20 protein-coding genes and 2 pseudogenes are annotated in these 25,139 nt (G+C 61.0%); 10 read left to right on the top strand and 12 right to left on the bottom strand.

Features of this window, described 5'->3' with window-relative positions; translation table 11 throughout:
* Positions 1-40 precede the first annotated feature (40 nt).
* Positions 41-1,334, bottom strand: a pseudogene (locus tag GDV60_RS13970) (IS4 family transposase).
* Between the two features lie 388 nt (positions 1,335-1,722).
* Here GDV60_RS13970 and GDV60_RS13965 point away from each other — a divergent pair.
* Positions 1,723-3,876 (top strand): autotransporter outer membrane beta-barrel domain-containing protein, encoded by a 2,154-nt coding sequence (locus GDV60_RS13965; RefSeq protein WP_256679301.1) that lies wholly within the window; start codon positions 1,723-1,725, stop codon positions 3,874-3,876.
* A 60-nt stretch (positions 3,877-3,936) separates the two neighbouring features.
* Here GDV60_RS13965 and GDV60_RS13960 read toward each other — a convergent pair whose 3' ends face one another.
* From GDV60_RS13960 to GDV60_RS13950, 3 genes are all read right to left on the bottom strand, one after another.
* Positions 3,937-4,578: a DUF1345 domain-containing protein gene (locus GDV60_RS13960; RefSeq protein ID WP_070995286.1), complete on the bottom strand. Its 642-nt coding sequence runs from the start codon at positions 4,576-4,578 to the stop codon at positions 3,937-3,939.
* A 155-nt stretch (positions 4,579-4,733) separates the two neighbouring features.
* The gene (locus GDV60_RS13955) at positions 4,734-7,826 is read right to left on the bottom strand and encodes an efflux RND transporter permease subunit (protein WP_154905977.1); all 3,093 of its coding nucleotides are present in this window, start codon (positions 7,824-7,826) and stop codon (positions 4,734-4,736) included.
* Between the two features lie 18 nt (positions 7,827-7,844).
* Positions 7,845-9,002, bottom strand: coding sequence for an efflux RND transporter periplasmic adaptor subunit (locus GDV60_RS13950; protein WP_159907727.1), 1,158 nt, complete (start codon positions 9,000-9,002; stop codon positions 7,845-7,847).
* 303 nt (positions 9,003-9,305) lie between these two features.
* Between GDV60_RS13950 and GDV60_RS13945 the strand changes: the two genes are divergently transcribed.
* The 4 genes from GDV60_RS13945 to nudC all read left to right on the top strand — a co-directional run bounded on the left by GDV60_RS13945 (position 9,306) and on the right by nudC (position 13,268).
* Positions 9,306-10,007: a response regulator transcription factor gene (locus GDV60_RS13945; protein WP_029291530.1), complete on the top strand. Its 702-nt coding sequence runs from the start codon at positions 9,306-9,308 to the stop codon at positions 10,005-10,007.
* Between the two features lie 4 nt (positions 10,008-10,011).
* Complete coding sequence (locus tag GDV60_RS13940) at positions 10,012-11,307, top strand: ATP-binding protein (protein WP_029291532.1); 1,296 nt, start codon at positions 10,012-10,014, stop codon at positions 11,305-11,307.
* Between the two features lie 308 nt (positions 11,308-11,615).
* The gene (locus GDV60_RS13935; protein WP_159907724.1) at positions 11,616-12,428 is read left to right on the top strand and encodes a crotonase/enoyl-CoA hydratase family protein; all 813 of its coding nucleotides are present in this window, start codon (positions 11,616-11,618) and stop codon (positions 12,426-12,428) included.
* Positions 12,429-12,434: 6 nt separating this feature from the next.
* Positions 12,435-13,268, top strand: coding sequence for an NAD(+) diphosphatase (nudC, locus tag GDV60_RS13930; RefSeq protein WP_104912427.1), 834 nt, complete (start codon positions 12,435-12,437; stop codon positions 13,266-13,268).
* On the opposite strand, the gene GDV60_RS13925 is transcribed toward nudC, so the two are convergent.
* Positions 13,236-14,015 carry a TSUP family transporter gene (locus GDV60_RS13925; protein ID WP_029291538.1) on the bottom strand — a complete coding sequence of 260 codons (780 nt, stop codon included), beginning with the start codon at positions 14,013-14,015 and terminating at the stop codon, positions 13,236-13,238. The two genes, nudC and GDV60_RS13925, sit on opposite strands and share 33 nt — an antisense overlap.
* Before the next feature lie 241 nt (positions 14,016-14,256).
* Here GDV60_RS13925 and sfnG point away from each other — a divergent pair, with 241 nt between their 5' ends.
* Positions 14,257-15,369 carry a dimethylsulfone monooxygenase SfnG gene (sfnG, locus tag GDV60_RS13920; protein WP_159907721.1) on the top strand — a complete coding sequence of 371 codons (1,113 nt, stop codon included), beginning with the start codon at positions 14,257-14,259 and terminating at the stop codon, positions 15,367-15,369.
* Here sfnG and GDV60_RS13915 read toward each other — a convergent pair.
* The gene (locus GDV60_RS13915) at positions 15,358-16,449 is read right to left on the bottom strand and encodes a GNAT family N-acetyltransferase/peptidase C39 family protein (protein ID WP_104912426.1); all 1,092 of its coding nucleotides are present in this window, start codon (positions 16,447-16,449) and stop codon (positions 15,358-15,360) included. The genes sfnG and GDV60_RS13915 overlap by 12 nt on opposite strands.
* Before the next feature lie 92 nt (positions 16,450-16,541).
* Here GDV60_RS13915 and GDV60_RS13910 point away from each other — a divergent pair, with 92 nt between their 5' ends.
* Positions 16,542-18,128, top strand: coding sequence for a RimK family protein (locus GDV60_RS13910; protein WP_092236837.1), 1,587 nt, complete (start codon positions 16,542-16,544; stop codon positions 18,126-18,128).
* Between the two features lie 220 nt (positions 18,129-18,348).
* Here the strand turns inward: GDV60_RS13910 and map are convergent, their stop codons facing one another.
* Together map and GDV60_RS13900 are read right to left on the bottom strand one after the other, a co-directional pair.
* Positions 18,349-19,104 (bottom strand): type I methionyl aminopeptidase, encoded by a 756-nt coding sequence (map, locus tag GDV60_RS13905; protein WP_159907719.1) that lies wholly within the window; start codon positions 19,102-19,104, stop codon positions 18,349-18,351.
* Positions 19,104-19,304 carry a ParD-like family protein gene (locus tag GDV60_RS13900; RefSeq protein ID WP_029291544.1) on the bottom strand — a complete coding sequence of 67 codons (201 nt, stop codon included), beginning with the start codon at positions 19,302-19,304 and terminating at the stop codon, positions 19,104-19,106. The genes map and GDV60_RS13900 overlap by 1 nt, the downstream gene beginning before the upstream one ends.
* Before the next feature lie 250 nt (positions 19,305-19,554).
* Between GDV60_RS13900 and ilvA the strand changes: the two genes are divergently transcribed.
* Positions 19,555-20,571 carry a threonine ammonia-lyase, biosynthetic gene (ilvA, locus tag GDV60_RS13895; RefSeq protein ID WP_159907716.1) on the top strand — a complete coding sequence of 339 codons (1,017 nt, stop codon included), beginning with the start codon at positions 19,555-19,557 and terminating at the stop codon, positions 20,569-20,571.
* A gap of 130 nt (positions 20,572-20,701) precedes the next feature.
* On the opposite strand, the gene eco is transcribed toward ilvA, so the two are convergent.
* On the bottom strand, positions 20,702-21,184 hold the full coding sequence (eco, locus tag GDV60_RS13890) for a serine protease inhibitor ecotin (RefSeq protein WP_159907714.1): 483 nt from the start codon (positions 21,182-21,184) through the stop codon (positions 20,702-20,704).
* A 266-nt stretch (positions 21,185-21,450) separates the two neighbouring features.
* Between eco and GDV60_RS13885 the strand changes: the two genes are divergently transcribed.
* On the top strand, positions 21,451-21,708 hold the full coding sequence (locus GDV60_RS13885) for a DUF1652 domain-containing protein (protein ID WP_029291551.1): 258 nt from the start codon (positions 21,451-21,453) through the stop codon (positions 21,706-21,708).
* Here GDV60_RS13885 and GDV60_RS13880 read toward each other — a convergent pair.
* A pseudogene (locus GDV60_RS13880) lies at positions 21,709-21,891 on the bottom strand (hypothetical protein); the annotation flags it as partial.
* Between the two features lie 92 nt (positions 21,892-21,983).
* On the opposite strand from GDV60_RS13880, the gene aqpZ reads away from it, so the two are divergent.
* Positions 21,984-22,673 (top strand): aquaporin Z, encoded by a 690-nt coding sequence (aqpZ, locus tag GDV60_RS13875; protein ID WP_159907712.1) that lies wholly within the window; start codon positions 21,984-21,986, stop codon positions 22,671-22,673.
* A gap of 13 nt (positions 22,674-22,686) precedes the next feature.
* Here the strand turns inward: aqpZ and GDV60_RS13870 are convergent, their stop codons facing one another.
* Complete coding sequence (locus tag GDV60_RS13870) at positions 22,687-23,628, bottom strand: carbohydrate kinase (protein WP_159907711.1); 942 nt, start codon at positions 23,626-23,628, stop codon at positions 22,687-22,689.
* A 12-nt stretch (positions 23,629-23,640) separates the two neighbouring features.
* A complete protein-coding gene (xylB, locus tag GDV60_RS13865) occupies positions 23,641-25,122 on the bottom strand; it encodes a xylulokinase (protein WP_092236827.1) in 1,482 nt (493 codons plus the stop codon).
* Between the last annotated feature and the right edge of the window lie 17 nt (positions 25,123-25,139).

Here is a 25,139-nt window from a genome sequence, read left to right as displayed (position 1 = left end):
ACCGTGAATGGAAAAAGAGGAGCTTGGCTCCTAATGCCAGTCAGTTAAGCTGACTGGCATTTTTATTTTTGATCGGATACTTCGGTGATTTCAGCCGAATCGCCCGAGGATAAACGCGCTCCTCACGTCGATGCGGTAGAACGTAGTGCGGCGCTGAAGCATGAAGCTCGGCCAAATACTTGGGGATGTTCCCGGAACGGTCGGCCGAGACGCTGTTGATAAACCCAAGAATCGCCCAGGTACACGCGGTAAAGCTCATTTCGCACGGGTAAATGCCAGGACAGTGGCGACTCATTTCCACCATCTGATAGCGCAACAAGTTGTAGCCCAACAACACGCCCCACAACTCTTGCTCGATCATCTCGGGTGTCTTGCTGCGCAGCGTATAGTTGCTGTTGAGCAGCGTCTGCTTCATTTCCCGAAAGCCTAATTCGATTTCCCAGCGCTGGCTGTACAGATCAACGATCTCGTCGGAAGGAAAACGCAGTGGGTCAGCCATTGAGGTCAGAATCTGACACACCTTGCCCTGGCGGTTTTGCTCAGCAGTCGCGCGGTCAGCTGCTCCGGCAACCCAGGCCATTGCTTGCGGGCCTGCGGCGAAGTGCTCAGCAAAACAATCGCATCCTGGCGCCCCAAACGCTGGATCACCTCGTACTGCGAGCCTTTTTTCAGCGGCATCAGCCAGTGGCGTTCGACGCCTGCCTGCTGCCACCGATGCAGTAAACCTAACGAGTAAAAACCACGATCAAACAGCGTCAGCGAGTGATCGGGTTGCTGCGGTAGCCTTCAAACGCACTGCCAATCAGCAAGTGGCTGGTCAACTCCATTTGGCAGACCATGCGCACCTGAGGAAAACCGGTGTCGCCATGCTGGTTGCTGGCGGAGTCATAGCGCGCCCGATTTTCCGGCGTATCGGGCGTGCGCCAGACAACGCCATCGACACCCAACAAACGCAGACCGGCCCAAGTCGGGTGACCGGCTGCCTCATGCCAACTTTTCTGGGTCAAATCGAAGACTTGTCGTACAGCTTCGCTGCCCAATCTCTGACGGGCCTGGGCTACGGCACTGGCCGCTACCAACGGGCGCTGACCCGGCAACATGATATTCATGCGACTGACCACATCCCAGGCCGACATGCGCCGGAAGAACGCCATGGAGATCACGCACCAGAGCATCATTTCCAGAGGCAAACGACGCTTGCGCAGCGTCGCCACACCAGCTTGTTCAAGCGCCTGTTCGACCAGAGAAGGATCGAGCAAAGCACCCAATCCCTCGATGGCGTTGGGGGTAGAGGCGATGTTGTGGGTCAGTTCCAGTGCCCGAGCGAGACGCATAAAAAATCCGATGCCAGTACAGGCATCGGATTTTGATTTCTTGCGGCCAAAGGTCAAGCGAGAAGGCTTAACTGATCGGCATTAGGAGCTTGGCTCCTCTTTTTTTTCTACGGTTAGCAAATATTTGTTCGATCAATGCTTAAAGATAAATCCTACATACCTGTACTCCGTACTTACCTAACCTGCGCGCCTCATGGCTTGGACCCATCTCACGTGGTGCCGGTCAATTCGTTCCCTGCGGGGAAGGTTCTTTACGGGTATACATGCATTGAGTATCAACACTATTTTTAAAAAACACCCTCTGGTAATTGCTCTTCAGGTGCCAACTGCCAGTTTCCTGATGCTGGGCTCCTTTCTGGCTCACGCAACTACCACCCTTCATCCTGGCATGGAGCGCACCATTCAATCCGGTAGCAGGATCGACGACTGGGTCATTGACAGCAACGCGCACCTGATCTCCAACGGGGCCGAGTTGAAACAGTCAAGAGTAACGGCTGGCAACCTGACGCTGAATGCGGGTACCAAGGCCCAGGATATCTACGCCAGCCAGGGGTCGCAGATCAACCTGAACGGTGCCACGGTAGAGGCTAGAAGCTCCGCTCAATATGCGATCAACCTGCAAGGCAGCCAGATGCAGGTCAATGCCAGCAGCGTTATTAACAACAATGGCGTTGGTATTCTCGCTGCACGCAACTTCATGGGCAGTGACGGGTCCAGCGTCAGCGTTTTCAACAGCCTTGTACAGGGCTCGACGCAAGGCGCACGTACCACCTCTTTCAGCCAGATTAACTTCGTTGGTTCAGATGTTGTTGCCACTGACGAAGATGGTATCGGTGTATTGCTTTATGGCGGTGATGTCACTGCCTCGGCGAGCCGAATCACGGGTGGCGAAAATGGCGTGCGCCTATCGTATGAATCGCCAACATTGAATGCCAGCAACCTGGTGCTGGACGGGTCTCATGTCGAAGGTCGCAACGGCGCAGCCCTGTTGGTCGAGGGTGATGAGTACGGTGCCACCGAAGCGGATATTCAGGTGCTCAATGGCTCGACCTTGACCGGCGGCAACGGCAACATCCTGGAAGTCACCGGTGGCTCCACCGCCAACATGAACGTTGACCGCAGCGTCCTGGTGGGCGACGTGGTTGTCGAGGATGGCAGCAGCGCCAAGGTGCAGCTCAACAACGGCTCCTGGCTGACCGGCCAGTTGAAAAATGTCGCCGAGTTGAGCGTGAACGATGCCTCCCACTGGGTCCTGGTGGGCGACAGCCAGGTCGACGCCTTGAAGATGGGCGGCGGCGCCGTGCACTTCGGCGGGGAAGATGAGTTCTACCAATTGAACGTCAAGAGCCTGGAAGGCGAGGGCACGTTCATCATGCACACCGACTTTGCCACCCACCAGACCGACTTCCTCAACGTCGAGGGCAAGGCTGAGGGGCAGCACAGCCTGATGCTGGCCGCTACCGGCTCGGAGATGGCCCGTGGCGAGCCGATCAAGGTTGTGCACACCGAAGGCGGCGATGCGCACTTTTCCCTGGTGGGTGACACCGTGGACGTCGGCGCCTATGCCTATGGCTTGAAGCAGGAGGGCACCGACTGGTTGCTCGACCCGACCCGTCGTGGCACCAGCACCAGCGCCCACTCGGTACTCGCCCTGTTCAACAGCGCGCCGACTGTGTTGTACGGCGAGATGAGCATCCTGCGTACGCGCATGGGCGAATTACGCTTCAGCGAAGGCGCTGGCAACGGCCTGTGGATGCGCAGCTACGGCAATAAATTCGACGTGGCAAGCAACAAGAACGGCGCGGGCTACAAGCAGGTCCAGAAGGGCTTTACCATCGGTGCCGACGCGCCGTTGCCCGGTGGTGATGGTCAGTGGATTGCCGGCGTGATGGGCGGCCACAGTACCTCGGACCTGAGCCTGACCCGAGGCAGCAGTGGCGAGGTCAAGAGCTACTACGTGGGTGGTTACGCCACCTGGCTGGACGCTGAAAGTGGTCTGTACTTCGATGGTGTAGCCAAGCTTAACCGCTTGCACACTGAGAACGATGTGACCATGAGTGATGGTAAAAAAGCCAAGGGCAACTACACGCAAAACGCCGTGGGCGCGTCGGCCGAGTTCGGTCGCCACATCAAGCTGGATAACGATTTCTTCGTTGAACCGTATGGCCAGTTGTCCGCCACGATCACCCAGGCGCAGAGCTATGAGCTGTCCAATGGCCTGAAGGCCAAAGGTGATCGCTCCAGCAGCGTGGTCGGCAAAGTGGGTGTGACTGCGGGCAAGAACATCCAGCTGGAAAGTGGCGGTGTGTTGCAGCCTTACCTGCGTACTGCGGTGGCCCATGAGTTTGATCAGAGCAACAAGGTGTTTATCAACGATCAAAGCTTCAACAATGACCTGTCGGGTTCACGGGTTGAATTGGCCGCCGGTGTTGCCATGTCGGTGTCGCAGAACGTCAAGGTGCACGCGGACTTTGAAACCAGCACAGGCAAGAAGATCGATCAGCCTTGGGGTGTCAACTTCGGTATTCGTTACGACTTCTAAGACCCCCACCCACAAAAAAAGGAAGCTCCGGCTTCCTTTTTTTGTGGGCGTTGTTGGGGGTCAGCCGAACAATCCGGCGGCAATATTGATCGAGAAGCCCAGGATCGCCGTGTTGAACAGGAACCCGATCAATGATTGCCCCAGTACCACCTTGCGCATGGCGCGGGTGGCGACACCCACGTCCGAGGTCTGGACGGCGACGCCGATGGTGAAAGAAAAGTACAGGAAGTCCCAGTAGTTGGGTGTCAGCGGTCCCTCGGCAAAACGCAGCGCTGGCTCCTTGCCCTCCCAGGTGTAATAGAGGCGGGCGTAATGCACGCTGAAAATTACCCCGATCAGCAACCACGAGCCAATCACCGTCACCCCGGTAAAGCCGTAGTGCAGCAGGCGTTCGGCAGTGCCCAGGTCTTTACTGCCGGCCAGGCCAAAGGCGATGGTCGCCAGGCTGGCAATCGCGGCAATACACACCATGAACAGCACCAGGCCGGCGTTCTCGTCCTCGATTTCAGCGATACGCTTGACGTCTTCGGCCTTGGCCTTGATGGTCAGGCGCAGCATCAGTATCAGGTAGGTCCAGACCCCGGCGTTCCAGCCGATCAGGATTTTGGTGAGGATCGAATCGAAGGGCGCGAGGATGCCGATTGCCAGGCCCAGGACGGCGGCGGCGGACAGGCGAGGGTGGGTTCGGGCGAGAAAGGGCATGGTGCTCACAAATGCAGGTGTGGTGAGCAACCATAGCCTATTCCTGTAGGAGCCGGCTTGCCGGCGAAAATCATCAAAGATAACGCGGTTATCCTGATGCCCCGGAGCGCTCTCTGGTTTTTCGCCGGCAAGCCGGCTCCTACAGGGTGGCGCTATCAATCTTTGCGTTTGCGCACCAGTTTCATCACCACCACGAAGAACACCGGCACAAACACGACCGCCAATGTCGCGGTGATCATCCCGCCGATCACCCCGGTACCGATCGCCTGCTGGCTCGCTGAACTGGCACCGGTGGCGATGGCCAACGGCACCACGCCGAGGATAAACGCCAGCGAGGTCATGATGATCGGTCGCAGACGCAAGCGTGCAGCCTTCAACGTCGCCTCGATCAGGTCTTCACCCTGGTCATACAGGTCCTTGGCAAACTCGATGATCAGAATCGCGTTTTTCGCCGACAGCCCGATAATCGTGATCAAGCCGACCTTGAAGAACACATCGTTAGGCATGCCACGCAGCGATACCGCCATGACCGCGCCCAATACCCCCAACGGCACCACCAACAACACCGAGGTGGGGATCGACCAGCTTTCATACAGCGCCGCCAGGCACAGGAACACCACCAGCAGCGACAGCATCAGCAGCAGCGGCGCCTGCGAGCCCGACAAACGTTCCTGCAGCGACAAGCCGGTCCATTCCTGGCCCAGGCCAGCCGGCAGTTGGCTGACCAGGCGCTGGATTTCCTCCATGGCCTCGCCGGTGCTGTGGCCCGGTGAGGCCTCACCGGAAATGGCGATGGCCGGGTAGCCGTTGTAACGGGTCAATTGCGCCGGGCCCTGGACCCAACGAGCTTCGACAAACGCCGACAACGGCACCATCTTCCCGGCCTCGTTGCGCACGTGGATCTTCATCAGGTCTTCGACCTGGCTGCGTTGGTCACCTTCGGCCTGTACCACCACCCGCTGCATGCGGCCCTGGTTGGGGAAGTCATTGATATAGGCCGAGCCAATGGCCGAGGACAGGATATTGCCCACATCGGCAAACGACACGCCCAAGGCATTCGCGCGTTTGCGGTCTACCTCAAGCTGCACCTGCGGTGCTTCTGCCAGGGCGCTTTCACGCACGTTAGCCAGGATCGGACTTTTTTCCGCCGCCGCCAGCAACTCGGTACGCGCCGCCATCAACGCCGCATGCCCCACACCGCCACGGTCCTGCAAACGGAACTCAAAGCCGCTGGAGGTGCCCAGGCCGTCCACGGGCGGCGGCAGCACGGCATAGGCCATCGCATCCTTGAGCTCGGTGAAGGCCATGTTGGCGCGGTCGGCAATCGAGGCCGCCGAATCGTCGCTGCTGCGCTCGGACCAATCCTTGAGCGTGGTAAACGCCAGCGCCGCGTTCTGCCCCGAGCCGGAAAAGCTGAAGCCCATGATCATCGTCGTATCACCGACGCCTGGCTCGGTGGCGTTATGCGCCTCGATCTGCTCGGCCACCTGCACCGTGCGGTTCTTGCTCGCGCCCGGTGGCAGCTGGATATCGGTGATGGTGTAGCCCTGGTCTTCCACCGGCAGGAACGAGGCGGGCAGGCGGCTGAACAAATAGCCCAGGCCCACCAGCAATACCAGGTAGATCAGCAAATAGCGGCCGCTGCGCTTGAGGGCATAGGCCACCCAGCCTTCGTAACGGTCGGTCAGTTGCTCGAAGCGGCGGTTGAACCAGCCGAAGAACCCGCCCTTGGTGTGATGCTCGCCCTTGGCAATCGGCTTGAGCAACGTGGCGCACAGGGCCGGGGTCAAGGACAGGGCGAGAAACGCCGAGAACAGGATAGAAGTGGCCATCGACAACGAGAACTGCTGGTAGATCACCCCCACCGAGCCGGCCATAAAGGCCATCGGCAGGAATACCGCCACCAGCACCAGGGTAATCCCGATGATCGCCCCGGTGATCTGGCCCATGGCCTTGCGCGTGGCTTCCTTGGGCGACAGGCCCTCGGTCACCATGATCCGCTCGACGTTCTCCACCACCACGATTGCATCGTCCACCAGGATGCCGATGGCCAACACCATGCCAAACATGGTCAGTACGTTGATCGAGAACCCCAGCAACAGCATGGTAGCGAAGGTGCCCATCAGGGCAATCGGCACTACCAGCGTCGGGATCAGGGTGTAGCGGATGTTCTGCAGGAACAAGAACATCACGGCAAACACCAGCGCCATCGCCTCGAGCAGGGTGTAGATCACTTTGGTGATCGAGACCTTGACGAACGGCGAGGTGTCGTAAGGAATCTTGTACTCCACATTGGCCGGGAAATAGCGCGACAGCTCATCCATCTTCGCCCGCACCAGGGTCGCCGTGCTCAAGGCATTGGCGCCCGGCGACAGCTGCACGCTGACGGCGGTAGATGGCTTGCCGTTCAAACGCGTGGAGAACTGGTATTCCTGGCTGCCGATTTCGACGCGCGCCACATCGCCAATGCGCACGGTGGAGCCGTCCGGGTTGGCCTTGAGCACAATGTCGGCAAACTCGGCCGGTGTGGAGAGTTGGCCCTTGACCAGGATCGAAGCGGTGATTTCCTGGGTGTTGGTACCCGGCAAATCACCAATGCTGCCCGCCGAAACCTGGGCGTTCTGCGCGGTGATCGCGGCATTCACGTCGGCCGGGGTCAGGTTGAAACCGATGAGTTTCTGCGGGTCGATCCAGATCCGCATCGCCCGTTCGGCGCCATACAACTGGGCCTTGCCCACGCCGTCCAGGCGCTTGAGCTCGTTCATCACGTTGCGCGCCAGGTAATCGCTGAGCGCTACGTCGTCGAGCTTGCCGTCGCTGGAGGTCAGGGTCACCAGCAGCAGGAAACCGGCGGACACTTTCTCCACCTGCAGGCCTTGCTGGGTTACGGCTTGCGGCAGGCGCGGCTCCACGGCCTTGAGGCGGTTCTGCACATCGACCTGGGCCATTTCCGGGTTGGTGCCTGGCTGGAAGGTCGCGGTGATAGTGGCCGAGCCGAGGCTGCTCTGGGATTCGAAATACAATAAGTGGTCGGCACCGTTGAGCTCCTGCTCGATCAGGCTGACCACGCTTTCGTCCAGGGTCTGGGCCGAAGCGCCCGGGTACACCGCGTAGATTTCCACCTTCGGTGGTGCGACGTTGGGGTACTGCGCCACCGGCAACTGCGGGATGGCGAGGGCGCCCGCCAGCAGGATAAACAGGGCGACCACCCAGGCGAAAATCGGGCGGTCAATAAAGAACTGCGGCATTGTCTCTGATCCCTTTGATTACTGGCCGGCTGCCTGGGCAACAGGCTCGGGGCTGGCATCCACTTCGACTTTTTCACCGGGGCGCGCATGTTGCAGGCCTTCGACGATGATGCGGTCACCAGCCTTCAGGCCGCTGTTGACCACCCAGCGATCGTTGACCGCCGCGCCCAACTCCACCGGTTGCTGGCTGACGCTCTGTTCGGCATCCACCAGCAACACCATGGGGATACCGGCGCTGTCGCGGGTGATTGCGCGCTGCGGCACGCTCAGGCCTTGCTGGTCGACCGCCTGCTCCAGGCGCACACGGATAAAGCTGCCGGGTAACAGGTCGAGGTCCGGGTTGGGGAACTCGCTGCGCAGGATGATCTGCCCGGTACCGGGGGCCACGGAAATCTCCGCGAACAGCAACTTGCCGGGTAGCGGATACAGGCTGCCGTCATCCTGGATCAGCGTGGCCTTGGCCTGGTCCTGGCCCACTTGCTTCAAATGCCCGGCGCGAAAAGCCCGGCGCAGGTCATTGAGCTCGCGGGTGGACTGGGTGAGGTCCGCGTGGATCGGGTCCAATTGCTGGATCAATGCCATGGGCGTGGCTTCGTTCTGGCCCACCAGGGCGCCTTCGGTCACCAGCGCGCGGCCGATACGCCCGGAGATTGGCGCCGTCACCGTGGCATAGCCGAGGTTGAGCTTGGCGCGCTGCACCGCGGCCTGGTTGGCCGCGACATCGGCGGCAGTCTGCCGGGCGGCGGCGCGGGCGTTGTCGTAGTCCTGGGCGCTGATGGCATTGCCTTCGACCAACTGGCTATAGCGCTGCTCTTGCAGGCGCGCCTGGAAGGCATTGGCCTCGGCCTTGCGCAGGCTCGCCTGGGCGCTGTCGAGGTCAGCCTTGAACGGCGCCGGGTCGATACGGAACAGCACGTCGCCCTGTTTCACGTCATGGCCTTCGTTGAACACCCGCTGCAAGACCACGCCTGCGACCCGTGCGCGCACCTCGGCAATGCGCGGCGCGGCAATCCGCCCGCTCAGTTCACTGCTGATGGACAGGGGCTTGGCTTCAAGGGTTTCAATCCGTACCTTGGCCAGGGGCATTTGCGGGGCTTCGTCCGCAGAATTGCCACAGGCCCCCAGGGCCAACGTCAGTGCCAGCAGGCAAAACGGCGCAAACAGATTCTTTGACATGCTCTTATCCCAATATTGACTGGCGCATCCTACGGGCGCCCCCGGCCCGGTGCTGTGAAGCTATGTAGGCGGTGTGTGAAGAAATGTAAGGTACGGCGCACGCCGGGGCACGTGCGTATATCCTTCACGGCTGTGGATCCTAACAAGCTCTTCTGATCAATGACGATCTAATGTGGGAGCGGGCTTGCCCGCGATAGTGGTGTGTCGGTAGATACATCCGCGACTGATGCACCGCCATCGCGGGCAAGCCCGCTCCCACATTGGATTTGTGTACGACAAAAAACCGTATTAATTGGAAACACCATGCCCAACATCCTCCTGGTCGAAGACGACGCCGCGCTGTCCGAGCTGATTGCCAGTTACCTTGAACGCAATGGCTATCACGTCAATGTGCTCAGCCGTGGCGACCATGTGCGCGAACGGGCCAGGCTCAATCCACCGGACCTGGTCATCCTCGACCTGATGCTGCCTGGCCTTGATGGCCTGCAAGTCTGCCGCCTGCTGCGCGCCGACTCGGCGGGCCTGCCGATCCTGATGCTGACCGCCCGCGATGACAGCCATGACCAGGTGCTGGGCCTGGAAATGGGCGCCGATGACTACGTGACTAAACCGTGCGAGCCACGGGTGTTGCTGGCCCGGGTGCGCACCTTGCTGCGCCGCAGCAGCCTCAGCGAGCCACAGGCGGCCAATGACCAGATCCTGATGGGCAACCTGTGCATCGACCTGTCGGAGCGCTCCGTGACCTGGCGCGACCAGGTGGTGGAGCTGTCCAGCGGCGAATACAACCTGCTGGTGGTACTGGCCCGGCATGCAGGTGAAGTACTCAGCCGCGACCAGATCCTGCAGCGCCTGCGTGGCATCGAGTTCAACGGCACCGACCGCTCGGTGGACGTGGCCATTTCCAAACTGCGCCGCAAGTTCGATGACCATGCCGGCGAGGCCCGCAAGATCAAGACGGTGTGGGGCAAGGGCTACCTGTTCAGCCGTTCCGAGTGGGAATGCTGACACCATGTTCCGCGTCCTGATCCGTCTCTACCTGCTGACCATCGTGACCTACAGCGCGGCGATCTACCTGATCCCCATGGGCATCATCGAGGTCTTCCACAACCGCTACATGAACTACAACATCGAGCAGTCCCGGGGCTTGCAAAGCCTGATCGTGCGCCAGTACCACAGCCGGCCGGTGGAGCGCTGGTCCGAGGTCACCGAGCAGTTGTCGCGGGACTTCGCGCCATTGAAGGTGCAGTTGATGCATCGCCAAGACGCCCGCTATACACCAGATGAGGAGCGGTTGCTGGAGCAGGGCAAACCGGTGATCCGCCTGGGGGAGTGGGGCTGGATGGAAGAAATCAGTTCGCCGCTCAATGAGCAGTTGGCGGTCAAACTGACCATCCCGCCCGACCCGCTGGACATGAACCTGCTGTACTGGAGCATGAACGTGCTGATCGGCGCGGCGTTGCTGGGCGGGTTGTTGATATGGCTGCGCCCGCATTGGCGCGACCTGGAACGCCTCAAGACCACCGCCGCGCAACTGGGCCGCGGCCATCTGGAAGAGCGCACGCACATCCCCCCCAGCTCCAACATCGGCAGCCTGGCGGCGGTGTTCGACACCATGGCCAACGACATCGAACACCTGCTCAATCAGCAGCGCGACTTGCTCAATGCCGTCTCCCACGAACTGCGCACCCCGTTGACCCGCCTGGACTTCGGCCTGGCCCTGGCGCTGTCCGAGGACCAGCCGGCCGCCAGCCGCGAACGCCTGCAAGGCCTGGTGGCGCACATCCGCGAACTGGATGAGCTGGTGCTGGAACTGCTGTCCTACAGCCGCCTGCAAAACCCGGCGCAACTGCCCGAGCGGGTGGACGTGGTGTTGGATGAGTTTATCGACAGCATCCTGGGCAGCATCGACGAGGAACTGGAGAACCCCGAGATCGTGATTGATGTGGTGCTGGACTGCGCCATGGAGCGTTTTGCCCTCGACCCGCGCCTTACCGCCCGTGCGCTGCAAAACCTGCTGCGCAATGCCATGCGTTATTGCGAACGGCGGATCCAGATTGGCGTCAAGGTCTGCGCCAAGGGCTGCGAAATCTGGGTGGATGACGACGGCATTGGCATCCCCGAAGAACAGCGCGCGCGGATTTTCGAGCCTTTCTACCGCCTGGACCGAAGCCGCGACCGCGCCACCGGAGGTTTCGGCCTGGGCCTGGCGATCAGCCGCCGGGCCGTCGAGGCGCAGGGCGGCACACTCACCGCCCAAGCCTCGCCCTTGGGCGGCGCGCGCCTACGGCTTTGGCTGCCCACCTGAATAGTGTGGCCAGAGGGCTTGTTGTGGCTAAGGTCGCTTGTTGTGGAGAGGGGTTTGTTGTGGCGAGCGGGCTTGCCCCGCGCTGGGTGGCGAAGCCGCCCCAATAGCCTCACCACGTTCTGCCAGGTATACCGAGGTAGTTGGTTTTGGGGCTGCTACGCAGCCCACCGGGACAAGCCCCCTCGCCACGAAAGCCCACTCAAAGCTTCTACTCCAGTCCTGCTTTTGGCACATGCGCTGCCTTACCGCCCCTGATGCACCCTTGCTATAGTTCGGCCCTTATCAGCCGTCAGCCAAGGATCACTGCCATGTCCGAATACCAAGCCTTTGTCGTCGAACTCCACGGCAACGTCGCCCATGTGCAGATCAATCGCCCAGAAAAAATCAATGCCATGAATGCGGCGTTCTGGAGCGAGATCATCGAGATTTTCCAATGGATCGAAGACACCGATGCGGTGCGTGCCGTGGTCCTGAGTGGTGCCGGCAAACATTTTTCCTCGGGCATCGACCTGATGATGCTGGCCTCGGTGGCCAATGAGTTTGGCAAGGATGTTGGGCGCAATGCGCGCTTGCTGCGGCGCAAGATCCTGCAACTGCAGGCCTCGTTCAATGCCGTCGACAACTGCCGCAAACCGGTGCTGGCGGCGATCCAGGGCTACTGCATCGGCGGCGCAATCGACCTGATCAGCGCCTGTGACATGCGCTACGCCGCTGACGACGCGCAGTTCTCGATCAAGGAAATCGACATCGGCATGGCCGCCGACGTCGGCACCCTGCAACGTCTGCCGCGCATCATCGGCGACGGCATGTTGCGGGAGTTGGCTTACACCGGTCGCACCTTCGGCGCCGAAGAGGCGCGCAGCATCGGCCTGGTCAACCGCACCTTTGCCGATCACCAAAGCCTGTTGGCCGGAGTGATGGAGCTGGCTGCGCAAATCGCCGCCAAATCACCGATTGCCGTGACCGGCACCAAAGCCATGATCAGCTACATGCGTGACCACAGCATCAACGATGGCCTGGAATACGTTGCCACCTGGAACGCTGCTATGTTGCAATCCAACGACCTGCGCGTGGCCATTGCGGCCCATATGAGTAAGCAGAAACCCGAATTCGTGGATTGACTGAACATGACCCCAGGCTGGATTACCACAACGCTGCTGGACAACGACGCCCCTGGCGGCTGGGCTGTGGCCCGTAGTCGCGAAGGTTTTTTACTCGATGACAACGGGCCGCTGTTCCCCAGGGAGTGGCTCAAGCGCCAGGACCTGTCGGTGTTGGCCGAGCATGGTATTGGCCACCTGGACGGTGAGCCCGTGTATCTGCTGGAACTGAACAGCCCTGGCGATGTGCCGGGTTGCCGCTGGCAAGGCTTGCGGGCCTTTATGCTGCAGGGCGACCACCGTTTGTACAAAGTCCTGGGCTATGCCGCGCAAATCGGTACCTGGGCCCGCGAGCACCGGTTCTGCGGCAGTTGTGGCCAGGCGATGGTGCAGGTGCCCCGGGAGCGCGCGATGTTCTGCCAGGCCTGCGACCTGCGCAGTTACCCGCGCATCTCACCGAGCATGATTGTGCTGATCACCCGTGGCGATGAGATTCTGCTGGCCCGTTCACCGCGTTTCGTCACCGGGGTCTACAGCACCCTGGCCGGGTTTGCCGAGCCGGGGGAGTCTGCCGAAGACTGCCTGATCCGCGAAGTGCGCGAGGAAGTGCAGGTCGAGGTGCAGAACATTCAGTACGTGGGCAGCCAGTGCTGGCCGTTTCCCCACTCCATGATGCTGGGCTTCCACGCCGAGTATGCCGGGGGCGAGATCGTGCCCCAGGCCGACGAGATCGAGGATGCGCAGTGGTTCAACATCCACCAGTTGCCACCGCTGCCGGCGTCGCGCTCGATTGCCCGTTACCTGATCGACCTGTATGTGGCGCGCCGCTTAGGCCACGCTGAACCAGTGCTGCCAGGCTAGGCGCACAGTCAGGCCGAGGACCACGGTGATAAACACCGGGCGAATGAATTTGGCGCCACCGCTGATGGCACTGCGGGCGCCAAAGAACGCGCCCACCATCACCGACAGGCCCATGCTCAGGCCGACAATCCAGTCTACCGAGCCATTGAAGATAAACACCGACAGCGCCGCCGCGTTACTGACGAAGTTCATGCTGCGCGCCACGCCGCTGGCCTTGACCAGGTCGACGGGGTACATCAGCAGGGTGCTGACGGTCCAGAACGCGCCGGTGCCCGGGCCGGCCACGCCATCATAGAAGCCCAGGCCAAAACCCTGGGTCGACTGCCATTTCTTCTTGATCGGCGCATCTGCGTCCAGCGGCGCCTTGGGCGTGCCGCCAAACAGTAGATAGATGCCACAGGCGAAGACGATCACCGGCAGCATCTTGTTCAGCCATTCGGCGGGCAGGTAATGGGCGACGACGGCCCCGACCAGCGCGCCCACCAGCGTGCCGACGATGGCATGCACCCACTGGCGCGGGTGGAACAGCTTGCGCCGGTAGAAGGTAAAACTGGCCGTGGCCGAACCGAAGGTCGAACTCAGTTTGTTGGTGCCCAACACCAGATGGGGCGGCATGCCGGCAGTGAGCAAGGCCGGGGTGGTGAGCAAACCGCCGCCGCCGGCAATGGCATCGATAAAACCGGCGATAAAGGCAACCACGGCGAGAATGGCCAGGGTGGTGAGGTCAACGCTGAGTTCAAAAGGCATGGAGGCGACTTATTTTCGGCGAGGCGCAGAAAGAGCTGCGCGAAAGTCCGCTAGCTTACCTACAACCGATTGTTACGGCGACTGTTGTGTCAGCAACAGTGATTCAACAAACCATCCGCCCGGGCAACATTCGCCGGTCCAGGTTCGGAGCGGTCGCAGGCGCCTGCCACGGGGCTTTGTCCACGCTGGCACGGTTGCTGCTCCAGACCCTGCACCATCCCTGTGTGCGAGGTAACGAACGATGACTCAGCAAGCCGTGAAATTCGCCTATTGGGTGCCCAATGTCAGTGGTGGCCTGGTGGTGAGCAAGGTCGAACAACGCACTGACTGGGGCATCGACTACAACCGCAAATTGGCCCAACTGGCGGAGGAGGCGGGGTTTGAGTACGCCTTGACGCAAATCCGCTTCACGGCAGGCTATGGTGCCGAGTACCAGCACGAGTCCGTAGCGTTCAGCCACGCGTTGCTCGCTGCCACCAGCAAACTCAAGGTGATCGCGGCGATCCTGCCGGGGCCCTGGCAGCCGGCACTGGCGGCCAAGCAACTGGCGACCATCGACCAACTGACCAATGGCCGGGTGGCGGTGAATATCGTCAGCGGCTGGTTCAAGGGCGAGTTCCAAGCCATTGGCGAGCACTGGCTGGAGCACGACGAGCGCTATCGCCGCTCTGAAGAGTTCATCCGCGCCTTGAAAGGCATCTGGACCCAGGACGATTTCACCTTCAAGGGCGATTTCTACCGTTTCAACAATTACAGCCTCAAGCCCAAGCCACTGGGCCAACCGCACCCGGAGATTTTCCAGGGCGGCAGCTCCCGCGCGGCCCGGGATATGGCGGCGCGGGTGTCGGATTGGTATTTCACCAATGGCAACACACCAGAGGGGATCAAGGCCCAGGTCGACGATATCCGCGCCAAGGCGGCGGCCAATAACCATTCGGTCAAAGTCGGGGTCAATGCGTTTGTGATCGCCCGCGACACCGAGCAAGAAGCCCAGGCAGTATTGGCCGAGATCATCGACAAGGCCGACCCGGAAGCGGTCAACGCCTTTGGTGACGCCGCCAAACAAGCAGGCAAGGCATCGCCCGAAGGCGAGGGCAACTGGGCCAAGTCCAGCTTCGCCGATCTGGTGCAGTACAACGACGGCTTCAAGACCAACCTGATCGGCACGCCCCGCCAGATTGCCGAGCGTATCGTTGCGCTCAAGGCCGTGGGCGTGGACCTGGTGCTGGCGGGCTTCCTGCACTTCCAGGAGGAGGTGGAGTATTTCGGCCAGCGCGTATTGCCCCTGGTGCGCGAGTTGGAAGCCAAGGCCGCCGCGACCGGCAGCGCCAGGCCGGTGGCGTTACCGGTATAACACCACCGCCGCCCGTAGCTGGTTGTTACCAAAGCGGCACATCCGCTCGAACTCCCCGTGGCTGACCGGCAAATGCTGGCAGTCCATGGGCTGGCGATGCTGGCTATGATCCACGTCGGGATCATGCAGGTAGACAAACTCCTTATCGCAGTCGGTCACGATCACCCAGTGCGGTGACTTGGATCGTGTCAGCCGGTAGCTGCTGATCAGCACCAGCGGCTGGCCACCGTCCTCCAGGACCTGGGCCAGGTCCAGCGCGCCGCCAAACACCTGTTGTACATCACTGTTGATCAACTCCTCTTCGAACCCCTCATGCACCAGGCGCATGACCTCTTTTTTATGCGGGTCGCGCACCCCATCGAGAAACAGCGGCCCACGGATGTTGACCTGCATGCGCACGCGAAAACCCCGGCGCCAGGCGGCCAGGGCCAGGCCCTGGGGGCTGCAGCCGCCGTGGCCGGCGGTCATGAACACGGTGGTTGCCTCACGCCAGATCTGCAATTCCTCCCGGCGCAGAAACTCTCGCCCAGGCAACAGCGCGCCCATGGCCATTAGCAGGCAGGCGGCGCCGCAGGTGAAATCGGTGGTCTGCTGGTAGTAAGGAACGCTCAAGGCACGGGCGTCCGCGTGCTGGAGGATGCGTTTCTCCAGGCGCAGGGCGTCGGTATGGTCGGCGTAATAGTCATTGATCAAGGCAAAGCGTCGGTAGCCACTGCGTTCATACAGCGCGATGGCACCTGGGTTGTCAGTGCGCACCTCAAGGCGCAGGTACGCACAATCGTGCGCCACCGCGCAGGCTTCGATGCGCGCCAGCAATTGCTTGCCCAGGCCCATGCCCCGGGCAGGCGCGGCAATGGCCAGGGAATACAGACGCGCCAACGAGGTGCCGCGATGGAACAGCACCAGCGCATAGCCCAGCAATTGTCCGGCGTTTTCGGCCACCAGTAACTGCGCATGGGCACGACTGATCATCCACTGGAAACTGCGCGAAGACAGCCGGTCTGTGGTGAAGCAGTGCTGTTCCAAGGCTACCAATGCTGGCAAGTCATCGAGGGTTGCAACGCGAAAAGAAAGAGTCATATAACCGCCGTAAAAGTTGCGTAACTAAACGAGACTTCTCTGAAAGATCGTGCTTAATAGAAAAGGTCAAGTTCTCTAGCGGATCAATCAATATGTCAGCGGTACACAGTCATTGGCGAGAAGTATCCGAGCAAATTGTCGCGGCGACAATCACCTCCGGCGGATATTTTTCCACTCCGCCCAAGAGTGCAAGCCAAGTGGTAATTATTGTTGAACGCAAGGAAGACTGGGCCTCGTACTTCCCCAGTGAAGATATTGTCACAGCCCAGGAATACCTCGAGCACCCCCGGCAGAACGAGGCCGGCAAACGGGTGCAGGTGATCAATCTGTGCCGCAGTTACAAGTACCTGGGGCATGGTTACTACTGCTCGCTGTTGGCCGAGGCGCGGGGGCACAAGGTAATTCCATCGGTGCGCACCATCAGCGAACTGACGAAAAAATCCTTGTATGGCCTGGCCCTGGATGACCTGGATAAAACCCTCGATAAAGCATTGAGTCATCACCTCTACAGTAATACTGAAGGTTTTACCCTGACACTTTATTTTGGTCGAACCAATATTGAGCCGTTGCAGGATCTGGCCCGCCAGTTGTTTGAAGCTTTTCCGTGTCCGATTTTATTAGTTGAGTTTCGCAAGAATAACGGCTGGCATATCGAAGGTATCAAGTCCGGGGTGTTACATAAGTTGCGTGATGACCAGGAAGATCAATTCGCCCATGCCTTGGATAACTTCAGCCGCAGGGTCTGGCGTCAACCGCGCTCCCGGCGCCTGGCCCGTTATGACCTGGCGATCCTGCATGATCCCCAGGAGCAGTTGCCACCGTCCAATGCCAAGGCCCTGGAAAATTTCGTGCGGGTGGGCAAGGGCCTGGGCATCGATGTGGAGCTGATCGAACGCAAGGACTACGCGCGGCTGGCTGAATACGATGCGTTGTTGATCCGCGAGACCACCAGTGTCGACAACCACACCTATCGTTTCGCCAAGAAAGCCGAGAGTGAAGGGCTGGTGGTGATGGACGATCCGGCATCGATCCTGCGCTGCACCAATAAGGTCTACCTCACGGATATGCTCAAGAGCCATCAGTTGGGCATGCCCGCCACCGAGATTCTGTACAAGGAGCGACCGGAAGACTTCGAACGGGTTGGCGAGCGACTGGGCTTCCCCCTGGTGCTGAAAATCCCCGACGGCTGTTTTTCCCGGGGAGTGATCAAGGTGGAAAGCCAGGAGGCGTTGCTGGCCGCCACGGCCGAGCTGTTCGAACATTCGGTGTTGCTGCTGGCCCAGGAATTTTTCTATACCGAGTACGACTGGCGCATTGGCGTACTCAACCGCAAGCCGATCTTTGCCTGCCAGTACTTCATGTCCAAGGGCCATTGGCAGATCTACAACCACAAGGCCATCGGTCAGGACGTCAACGGCGAGTGCCGGACCCTGGCGGTGCACGAGGCCCCCAAGGCCGTGGTGGAACTGGCCGTCAAGACCGCCAACCTGATTGGCGATGGGTTGTACGGCGTGGACTTGAAGCAGTCCGGCGACAAGGTGGTGGTGATTGAGGTCAACGACAACCCGAATATGGATGCCGGAATTGAAGACGCCTACTTGCAGGACGATCTGTACTCCCTGGTGCTGGAAGAGTTCGTACGCCGCCTGGAGCTCAAGCGCCAGGGCCAGGTCTGGTGACCTGCTTCGAACTCAGGGAGGCGCGCTGCGCCGCACCGAGCGCGAAAATCCCGAGATCCTGCTGTTCAACAATCACTGACAGCGATGAGCGTGAGTGACTTCGCGAACGCAACACCGTTGATGAGCACGCGCTGGGAATGCTGCTGGGGCTGCGGCGGATTGCCAGGGGCTGCGGCAAAGCGGGGTGACAGGGCCCCGCATTGGCGCCAGTGCTGGGGGTTTAGGCGTTCGCCTGCAGGGTCAGCACTTCAAAACCATCAGCGGTGACGGTCACCGTGTGTTCCCACTGGGCTGAAAGGCTGTTGTCGCGAGTCACCACGGTCCAGCCATCCTTGAGGCTGCGCACCTTGGCGCTGCCCTGGTTGAGCATCGGTTCGATGGTGAACACCATGCCTTCGCGCAGGGTCAAGCCGGTGCCCGGTCGGCCGAAGTGCAGGATTTGCGGTTCTTCGTGCATCTCCCGGCCGATTCCGTGGCCGCAATACTCGCGCACCACGCTGTAGCCATTGGCTTGGGCGTGGCTCTGGATCGCATGACCGATATCCCCCAGGCGGGCGCCGGGCCTGACTTGGCGGATGCCGGCCCACATCGCCTCGAAGGTCTGTTCCACCAGGCGCCGGGCCTTGGGTGCGACGGTGCCGATCATGTACATCTTGCTGGAGTCGGCAATAAACCCGCCTTTTTCCAGGGTGATGTCGATATTGACGATGTCGCCGTCCTTCAACACATCCTTGGCACTGGGCATGCCATGGCACACCACTTCGTTGATCGAGGTGTTGATGCTGAACGGATAGTCGTACTGCCCAAGGCTGGCGGGGCGGGCTCGCAGGTCATTGCGGATAAACGCCTCGACCGCCGCATCCAGTTCCAGGGTGCTCTGGCCGGCGCCGACTCGGCTGTCGAGCATGCTGAATACCTGGCCCAGCAGGCGCCCGGCTTCGCGCATCACGGCAATCTGTGCAGGGGTCTTGATCATCAGCTGCGCCCCCGGATCAGGTCGGGTTTGTCGAGCAACAGTTTGTTGATCAGGTCGTTGTAGGCCAGGTGCGGGTTGAGCTCGGCCAACAGGCCGATCTTGATCCAGAACTCTGCCTGGGCGTTGATGGAGCGGTCCATGGTGGCGCTGGCCAAGCGGACTTGTTCGTGCAAATGGTCGGTAATCTTGACGATGCCCATGAGCTTCACTGTGTAGGGTGGATATACAAAGCGTATATGTTTCGTATATCGCAAGTAAACCCCGCAGTTGACTTGTAATAGGCTGCCGGTTAGTTTCGTTGCATGACATTTCAAACCTATCGTTCCCAGCCAAGCATTATTACCGCCATTCCTCATATGGCGGGATAGCGTTCGGCTGTACCCAAACCCGCCCTAGAGGCGGGTTTTGTTTTTCCGTCTCCAGGGCTCTGTCAAACGCCAGGAGACACCCATGAGTAGCCCACTGCCGCAGTCCACGCTCGACGATGGCTTGCTTGAGCATTACGTGAAGAAAATCCTCGCCGCGCCGGTCTACGACCTGGCGGTGCGCACGCCGTTGCAGCCGGCCCCGGCGCTATCGGCGTTGCTCGGCAATCAGATCCTGCTCAAGCGCGAAGACCTGCAGCCGACGTTTTCCTTTAAGATCCGCGGCGCCTACAACAAACTGGTGCAGCTTACTGATGGGCAAAAAAGCTGCGGTGTAGTCACCGCCTCTGCCGGCAACCATGCCCAGGGCGTGGCCCTGGCGGCGCGTGAACTGGGGATCAAGGCGACGATTGTAATGCCCAGTACCACCCCCGAATTGAAAGTGCTGGGCGTGCGCTCACGGGGCGCCGACGCGGTGCTGCACGGCGCCAGTTTTCCGTTCGCCCTGGCCCATGCGTTGCAGTTGGCCGAACAGTCGAGGGGCACTTTTGTGTCGCCCTTTGATGATCCTGACGTCATCGCCGGACAGGGCACCGTCGCCATGGAAATCCTGCGCCAGCAACAAGGCGCACTGGACGCGATCTTCGTACCGGTGGGCGGTGGCGGGTTGATCGCTGGCATCGCGGCATACATCAAGTATCTGCGCCCCGAGGTGCGGGTCATTGGCGTGGAGCCCGAAGGCTCCAGTTGCCTGCTGGCGGCCTTGCGTGCCGGCGAGCGGGTGATATTGCCCAGCGTGGACAGCTTTGCCGACGGCACCGCCGTGGCACAGATCGGCGCCTACGGCTTTGAAATCTGCCGCCAGCATGTCGATGAAGTCATCACCGTCAGCAACGATGAACTGTGCAGCGCGATCAAGCTGATCTACGACGATACCCGCTCCATCACCGAGCCTTCAGGCGCCCTGGCAGTTGCCGGAATCCGCCGCTATGTGCAACGCACCGGGGCCCAGGGCCAGACGCTGGTGGCGATCAACTCCGGGGCCAATATCAACTTCGATAGTTTGCGCCACGTGGCAGAGCGGGTGGCGGCACAAGCCTGACGCCCCCTTGTGGCGAGCGGGCTTGCCCCGCGCTGGGCTGCGAAGCAGCCCCAAACCAGGCGAGCGCATTCGGCTTATTGGGGCTGCTTCGCAGCCCAGCGCGGGGCAAGCCCGCTCGCCACAGAAGGCGTTACTGCTCGCTAGCCTTCTCGACCGTGGTCGATGCCGACCAGATGCGGTAACGCACTTCGACATCTTTTGGAACATATACAACGATGGGCAACTTGCTGTTGTAACGCAGCACAAAACCGTCGCCGACCACCGGCACAAAGTCCTCGCGGGTCTTGCCATCGGGGCAGGCCATCATCGTGCTCATGGGGCCGCTGACCTTCTCCAGGCGGTAAAAAGGATAGCCCCAGCCTTCGAGGTTTTTCTCTTCCAGCACACCGCCCAGGCGCTGCTGGTTGCAGTCCACCAGCAGGGTTTTGCCGGCGAGGATTTCGACCTTGAAGTCCTGTTCCTGGGACTTTGCCGGCAAGTGGATGACCTGGCGAACATGCCCGGCGTCGGCCTTGGGGTAGGGCGCGATATCTTCAAGTTTGGCGGCATTGGCCTGGGCGGCCAGCGCGCTCATGGCCAGTACCGAAAGGAGGGTGAGAGCAGAAGAGGTCATGGGACTTCCTTATCTTTGGGGGCAATAAAACAGCGGCTGCCACGATGCACGCCAACGTCCGGCCGTGCAAACCAGCAGCAACTTATATAAGGGTTGCTGGTGCTTATGAGGAAAGGATCCTACGCCTACAGACACAAGGAGTAGGCTTTGCAGTTAAAGCGCCTGCCAGGGTTGGCAAGCGTGAAGTCAACCGTCCTGACGCGGCGGTCAGACTGTCGGTATCGATAAAAATTCATTGGCGGTCTCAAAAAAGGAGAGTTTCAGCCATGCTTTCTGAATTGGAATTACGCGGCCTTATTGAAGGCAGCTTCCTGCCCAGGCGTTGTGAATGCATCAAGGCTCAGGATGCGTCGTTGACCATCAAAATCTACGATGACGACGGTACGGATGTCACCTTCACTGGCATCCAGGCCCACGAACTCAACAGCAGCCGAGCGATCTGCAACTTGATCACCGAGTTGCGTGAAGACCTCAAGCATGCCCATGCCCCGGCTCCGCGCAGAGCGGGGGCGAGACTGTACTGATCAGCGTACGGCAGGATTGCGGGCCTGGATAAACCCCAGGCCCAACGCCAACTCTGTGCCCACGGCCAGCAAAATTCCTGGGCCGGCATGGCCATTGAGCCATTCGCCGATCCCCAGCCCCGCCAACCCCAGGCAACCGACGATAAACCCTGAAACCAGTGCGCTGTGCGTGGGGGATGGGGGCGTGTGGCAAGCCTCAGACAAATCCGATACGGCGCCGCCCGCTTGCGCTGCTACTGTCCGGCCACATCTGTCGCCAGTGGCTGAGGTAGGGCGTGCAACAAAAAATCGCAGCAGAGTTTCTCGGCACTTTCTGGTTGACCTTCGGCGGCTGTGGCAGCGCCATTCTGTCGGCCGCATTTCCCGGCATGGGCATTGGCTTTGCCGGGGTAGCCCTGGCGTTTGGCTTGAGTGTGCTGACCATGTCCTACGCGGTGGGCAGCATCAGTGGCGCGCATTTCAACCCGGCCATTACAGTCGGCCTGTGGGTGGGAGGACGAATGCCGGGGCTGGATGTGTTGCCCTATATCATCGCCCAGATCGCCGGGGCGACCGTCGCGGCGGCGATTCTCGCGCTGATCGCCAGCGGCCGGCCAGGCTTTGAACTCGGTGAGTTCGCTGCCAATGGCTACGGCGCGTTGAGTCCGGGCCAGTACAGCCTGTTGGCCGCCCTGGTGGTAGAGAGCGTGGGAACGTTCTTCCTGGTGTTTATCGTCATGCGGGTCACCACACCCGGCGCCGCGCCAGGGTTTGCGCCAATTGCCGTGGGCCTGACGCTGACCCTGATCCACCTGGTATCGATTCCCGTCACCAACACCTCGGTCAACCCGGCGCGCAGTACCGGAACGGCGCTGTTTGCCGGCACCGATTACCTGATGCAGCTCTGGTTGTTCTGGTTGGCCCCGCTGGCTGGCGGCATCGTCGGCGCCTGGGTGGCCCGGGGCGTACGAGTGACGGCGAAGTGAAACCGCATGGGGTTTATTCGTTTAATTGGTGGCGATAGGGCAGGTCTGGCCCGGTCTTGCCACAGGTCAGCGCGGCGGCACGGATGGCGAACTTGAGCATGCCGTCAATCTGCTCGCGTCCCAGGCCCTGCACACCTTCCACCGAATCCAGCTGCTGTTCGGTGAGCCAGGCGATCAAGGCCGCCTGGAAGGTGTCGCCAGCGCCCACCGTATCGGCCATCACCACCTTGACCGCCGGGGCCGACCAGTTGCCGTGCTGGCGACTGAACACGCTCGCACCATCGCCGCCACGGGTCAGGAAAATCAACTGGCAGCGGTGCTGTAGCCAACCCTGCAACACGCTTTCCGGCGCCTGGCCGGGGTAGAGCAGGTGCAAGTCTTCATCGCTGACCTTGATCAGGTCGGCATAGTGCACCAGTTCAGCCACGCGCCGGCGCCACAGTTCGATATCCGGCTCGGGGTTCAGGCGCACATTCGGATCAAGGCTGATCAAGCGCTTGCCGCTTTCCCGGCGGATCAGGGCCAACAGGCTGTCAGCGACCGGCTGCACCACCAGGGAAAACGAACCGAAATGCAGACCGCGTACGCGCCCATCGAGCACCGGCAGATGTTCGATCTGCAACTGCCGATCGGCACAGCCTGCGCCGCGAAAGCTGTACTGCGGTGAACCGTTGGCCCCCAGGGCTACCATCGCCAGGGTGGTCGGCGCGGCAAACTCCACCAAATAATCGGCGTGCACGCCTTCATCCTTGAGGACCTGGCGCAGGCGCTGGCCCAGGTAATCGCTGGACAGCCCGGCGAACAACCCGGCTTCGATCCCCAGGCGGCGCAGGCCCACGGCGACGTTAAACGGCGAACCGCCGGCAATCGCCTTGAAATTGACTTGGGATGCCTGCGCGCTGGCATCCTCCAGGCTGAAAAAATCAAACAGCGCTTCGCCACACACCAGATACATAGTTATTCGCTCTTAAAGGGTTGCCACATGCTGTTGGTAACGTTCATAGGCCTGCTGATAAGCCCTGACGCTGGCGGCGACAGGCTGGGTGCGGCTGGCCGGGTCGACGCTGACGCAGCGTGCACACAGCGCCTGCAGGCTTTCGCCAGACTGGCACCACGCGGCCTGGATCGCCGCGCCCAGGGCCGCCGCTTCGCTTTGTTCGGTACACACCACTTCGGTGTCCATGATATCGGCGACCATCTGCCGCCACACAGGGCTTTTCGAGCCGCCGCCGGTCAGGCGGATACTGTGGCTTTGCAGGCCGGTCTGGCGCAACAGGTCCAAGCCTTGGCGCAAGCCGAAGGTGGTGCCTTCGACCACTGCGCGGCACAGGTTGCCACGGGTCAGGTTGGTCATGGTCAGGCCATGCAGGCTGCCGGTGGCGTGGGGCAGGGCGGGCACGCGCTCGCCATTGAGGAACGGCAGCATGCTGACGCCCTCGGCGCCAATCGGGGCCTGGGCCACCAGGGCGTTGAACGCTACCAGGTCCAGCTCGAACAATTCGCGGATGACCCCGGTGGCATTGGTCAGGTTCATGGTGCAGATCAGCGGCAGCCAGCCACCGCTGGAAGAACAGAACGTCGCCACCGCAGCTTCGGCGCTGACCGTCGGTTGATCGGCAAACGCATACACGGTGCCCGACGAACCAAGGCTCATGGTAAACACCCCTGGCACGATGTTGCCGGTGCCAATCGCGCCCATCATATTGTCGCCGCCACCACTGGATACCATGGCCCCGGGGTTGATCCCCAGGCGTTCGGCGATGGCCGGCAGAATGTTGCCCACGGGCTGGTTGGCCTCGATCAACGCGGGCAAAGCCGCCTCCAGGCGCCCGCTGGCATCGATGTGCCGCAGCAACGCAAGGTCCCATTGGCGGGTACGCACATTGAAATAACCGGTGCCCGAGGCGTCGCCATACTCGGCGCAGGCGCGGCCAGTGAGCCAATAGTTGAGGTAATCGTGGGGCAGCAGCACATGGGCGATGCGTGCGAAAACATCCGGGTGTTGTTCCAGGGTCCATAGCAGCTTGGACACGGTATAGCCCGGGGCAATCGCGACGCCCAGCCGCTCCAGGGAGCCGCTTTCACCGCCCAGGTGCTCGAGTAAACGGGCGTTTTCGGCGCTGGTTTCGGTGTCACACCACAGCTTGGCCGGGCGCAGTACCTGGCCGTGCTCGTCGAGCAGCACCAGGCCGTGTTGCTGGCCGGAAACCCCGATGCCGAGGATGTCCTGGCCATCCACGCCGGCTTGTTGCAGGGCGCGGTGGGTGGCTTCGGTAAAGGCGTCCAGCCACTCCTGAGTGTGCTGCTCGCGCCGTCCATTGGCGCCGCTGATCAGAGAGTGGGCAGCCGCGCCCAGGCCCAGCACCTTGCCGCTGGCGGCGTCGAGGACGATGGCCTTGGTGCCTTGGGTACCGCAGTCGATGCCGAGGAACAGAGATTGCCGGGTCATAGTTATCGCTCAATGGA

This window comes from Pseudomonas sp. DTU12.1 (genome assembly GCF_009873475.1).
Classification (GTDB): domain Bacteria; phylum Pseudomonadota; class Gammaproteobacteria; order Pseudomonadales; family Pseudomonadaceae; genus Aquipseudomonas; species Aquipseudomonas proteolytica.
Note: the sequence above shows the minus strand (reverse complement) of the source record. Positions and strands in the feature narration are given on the sequence as shown.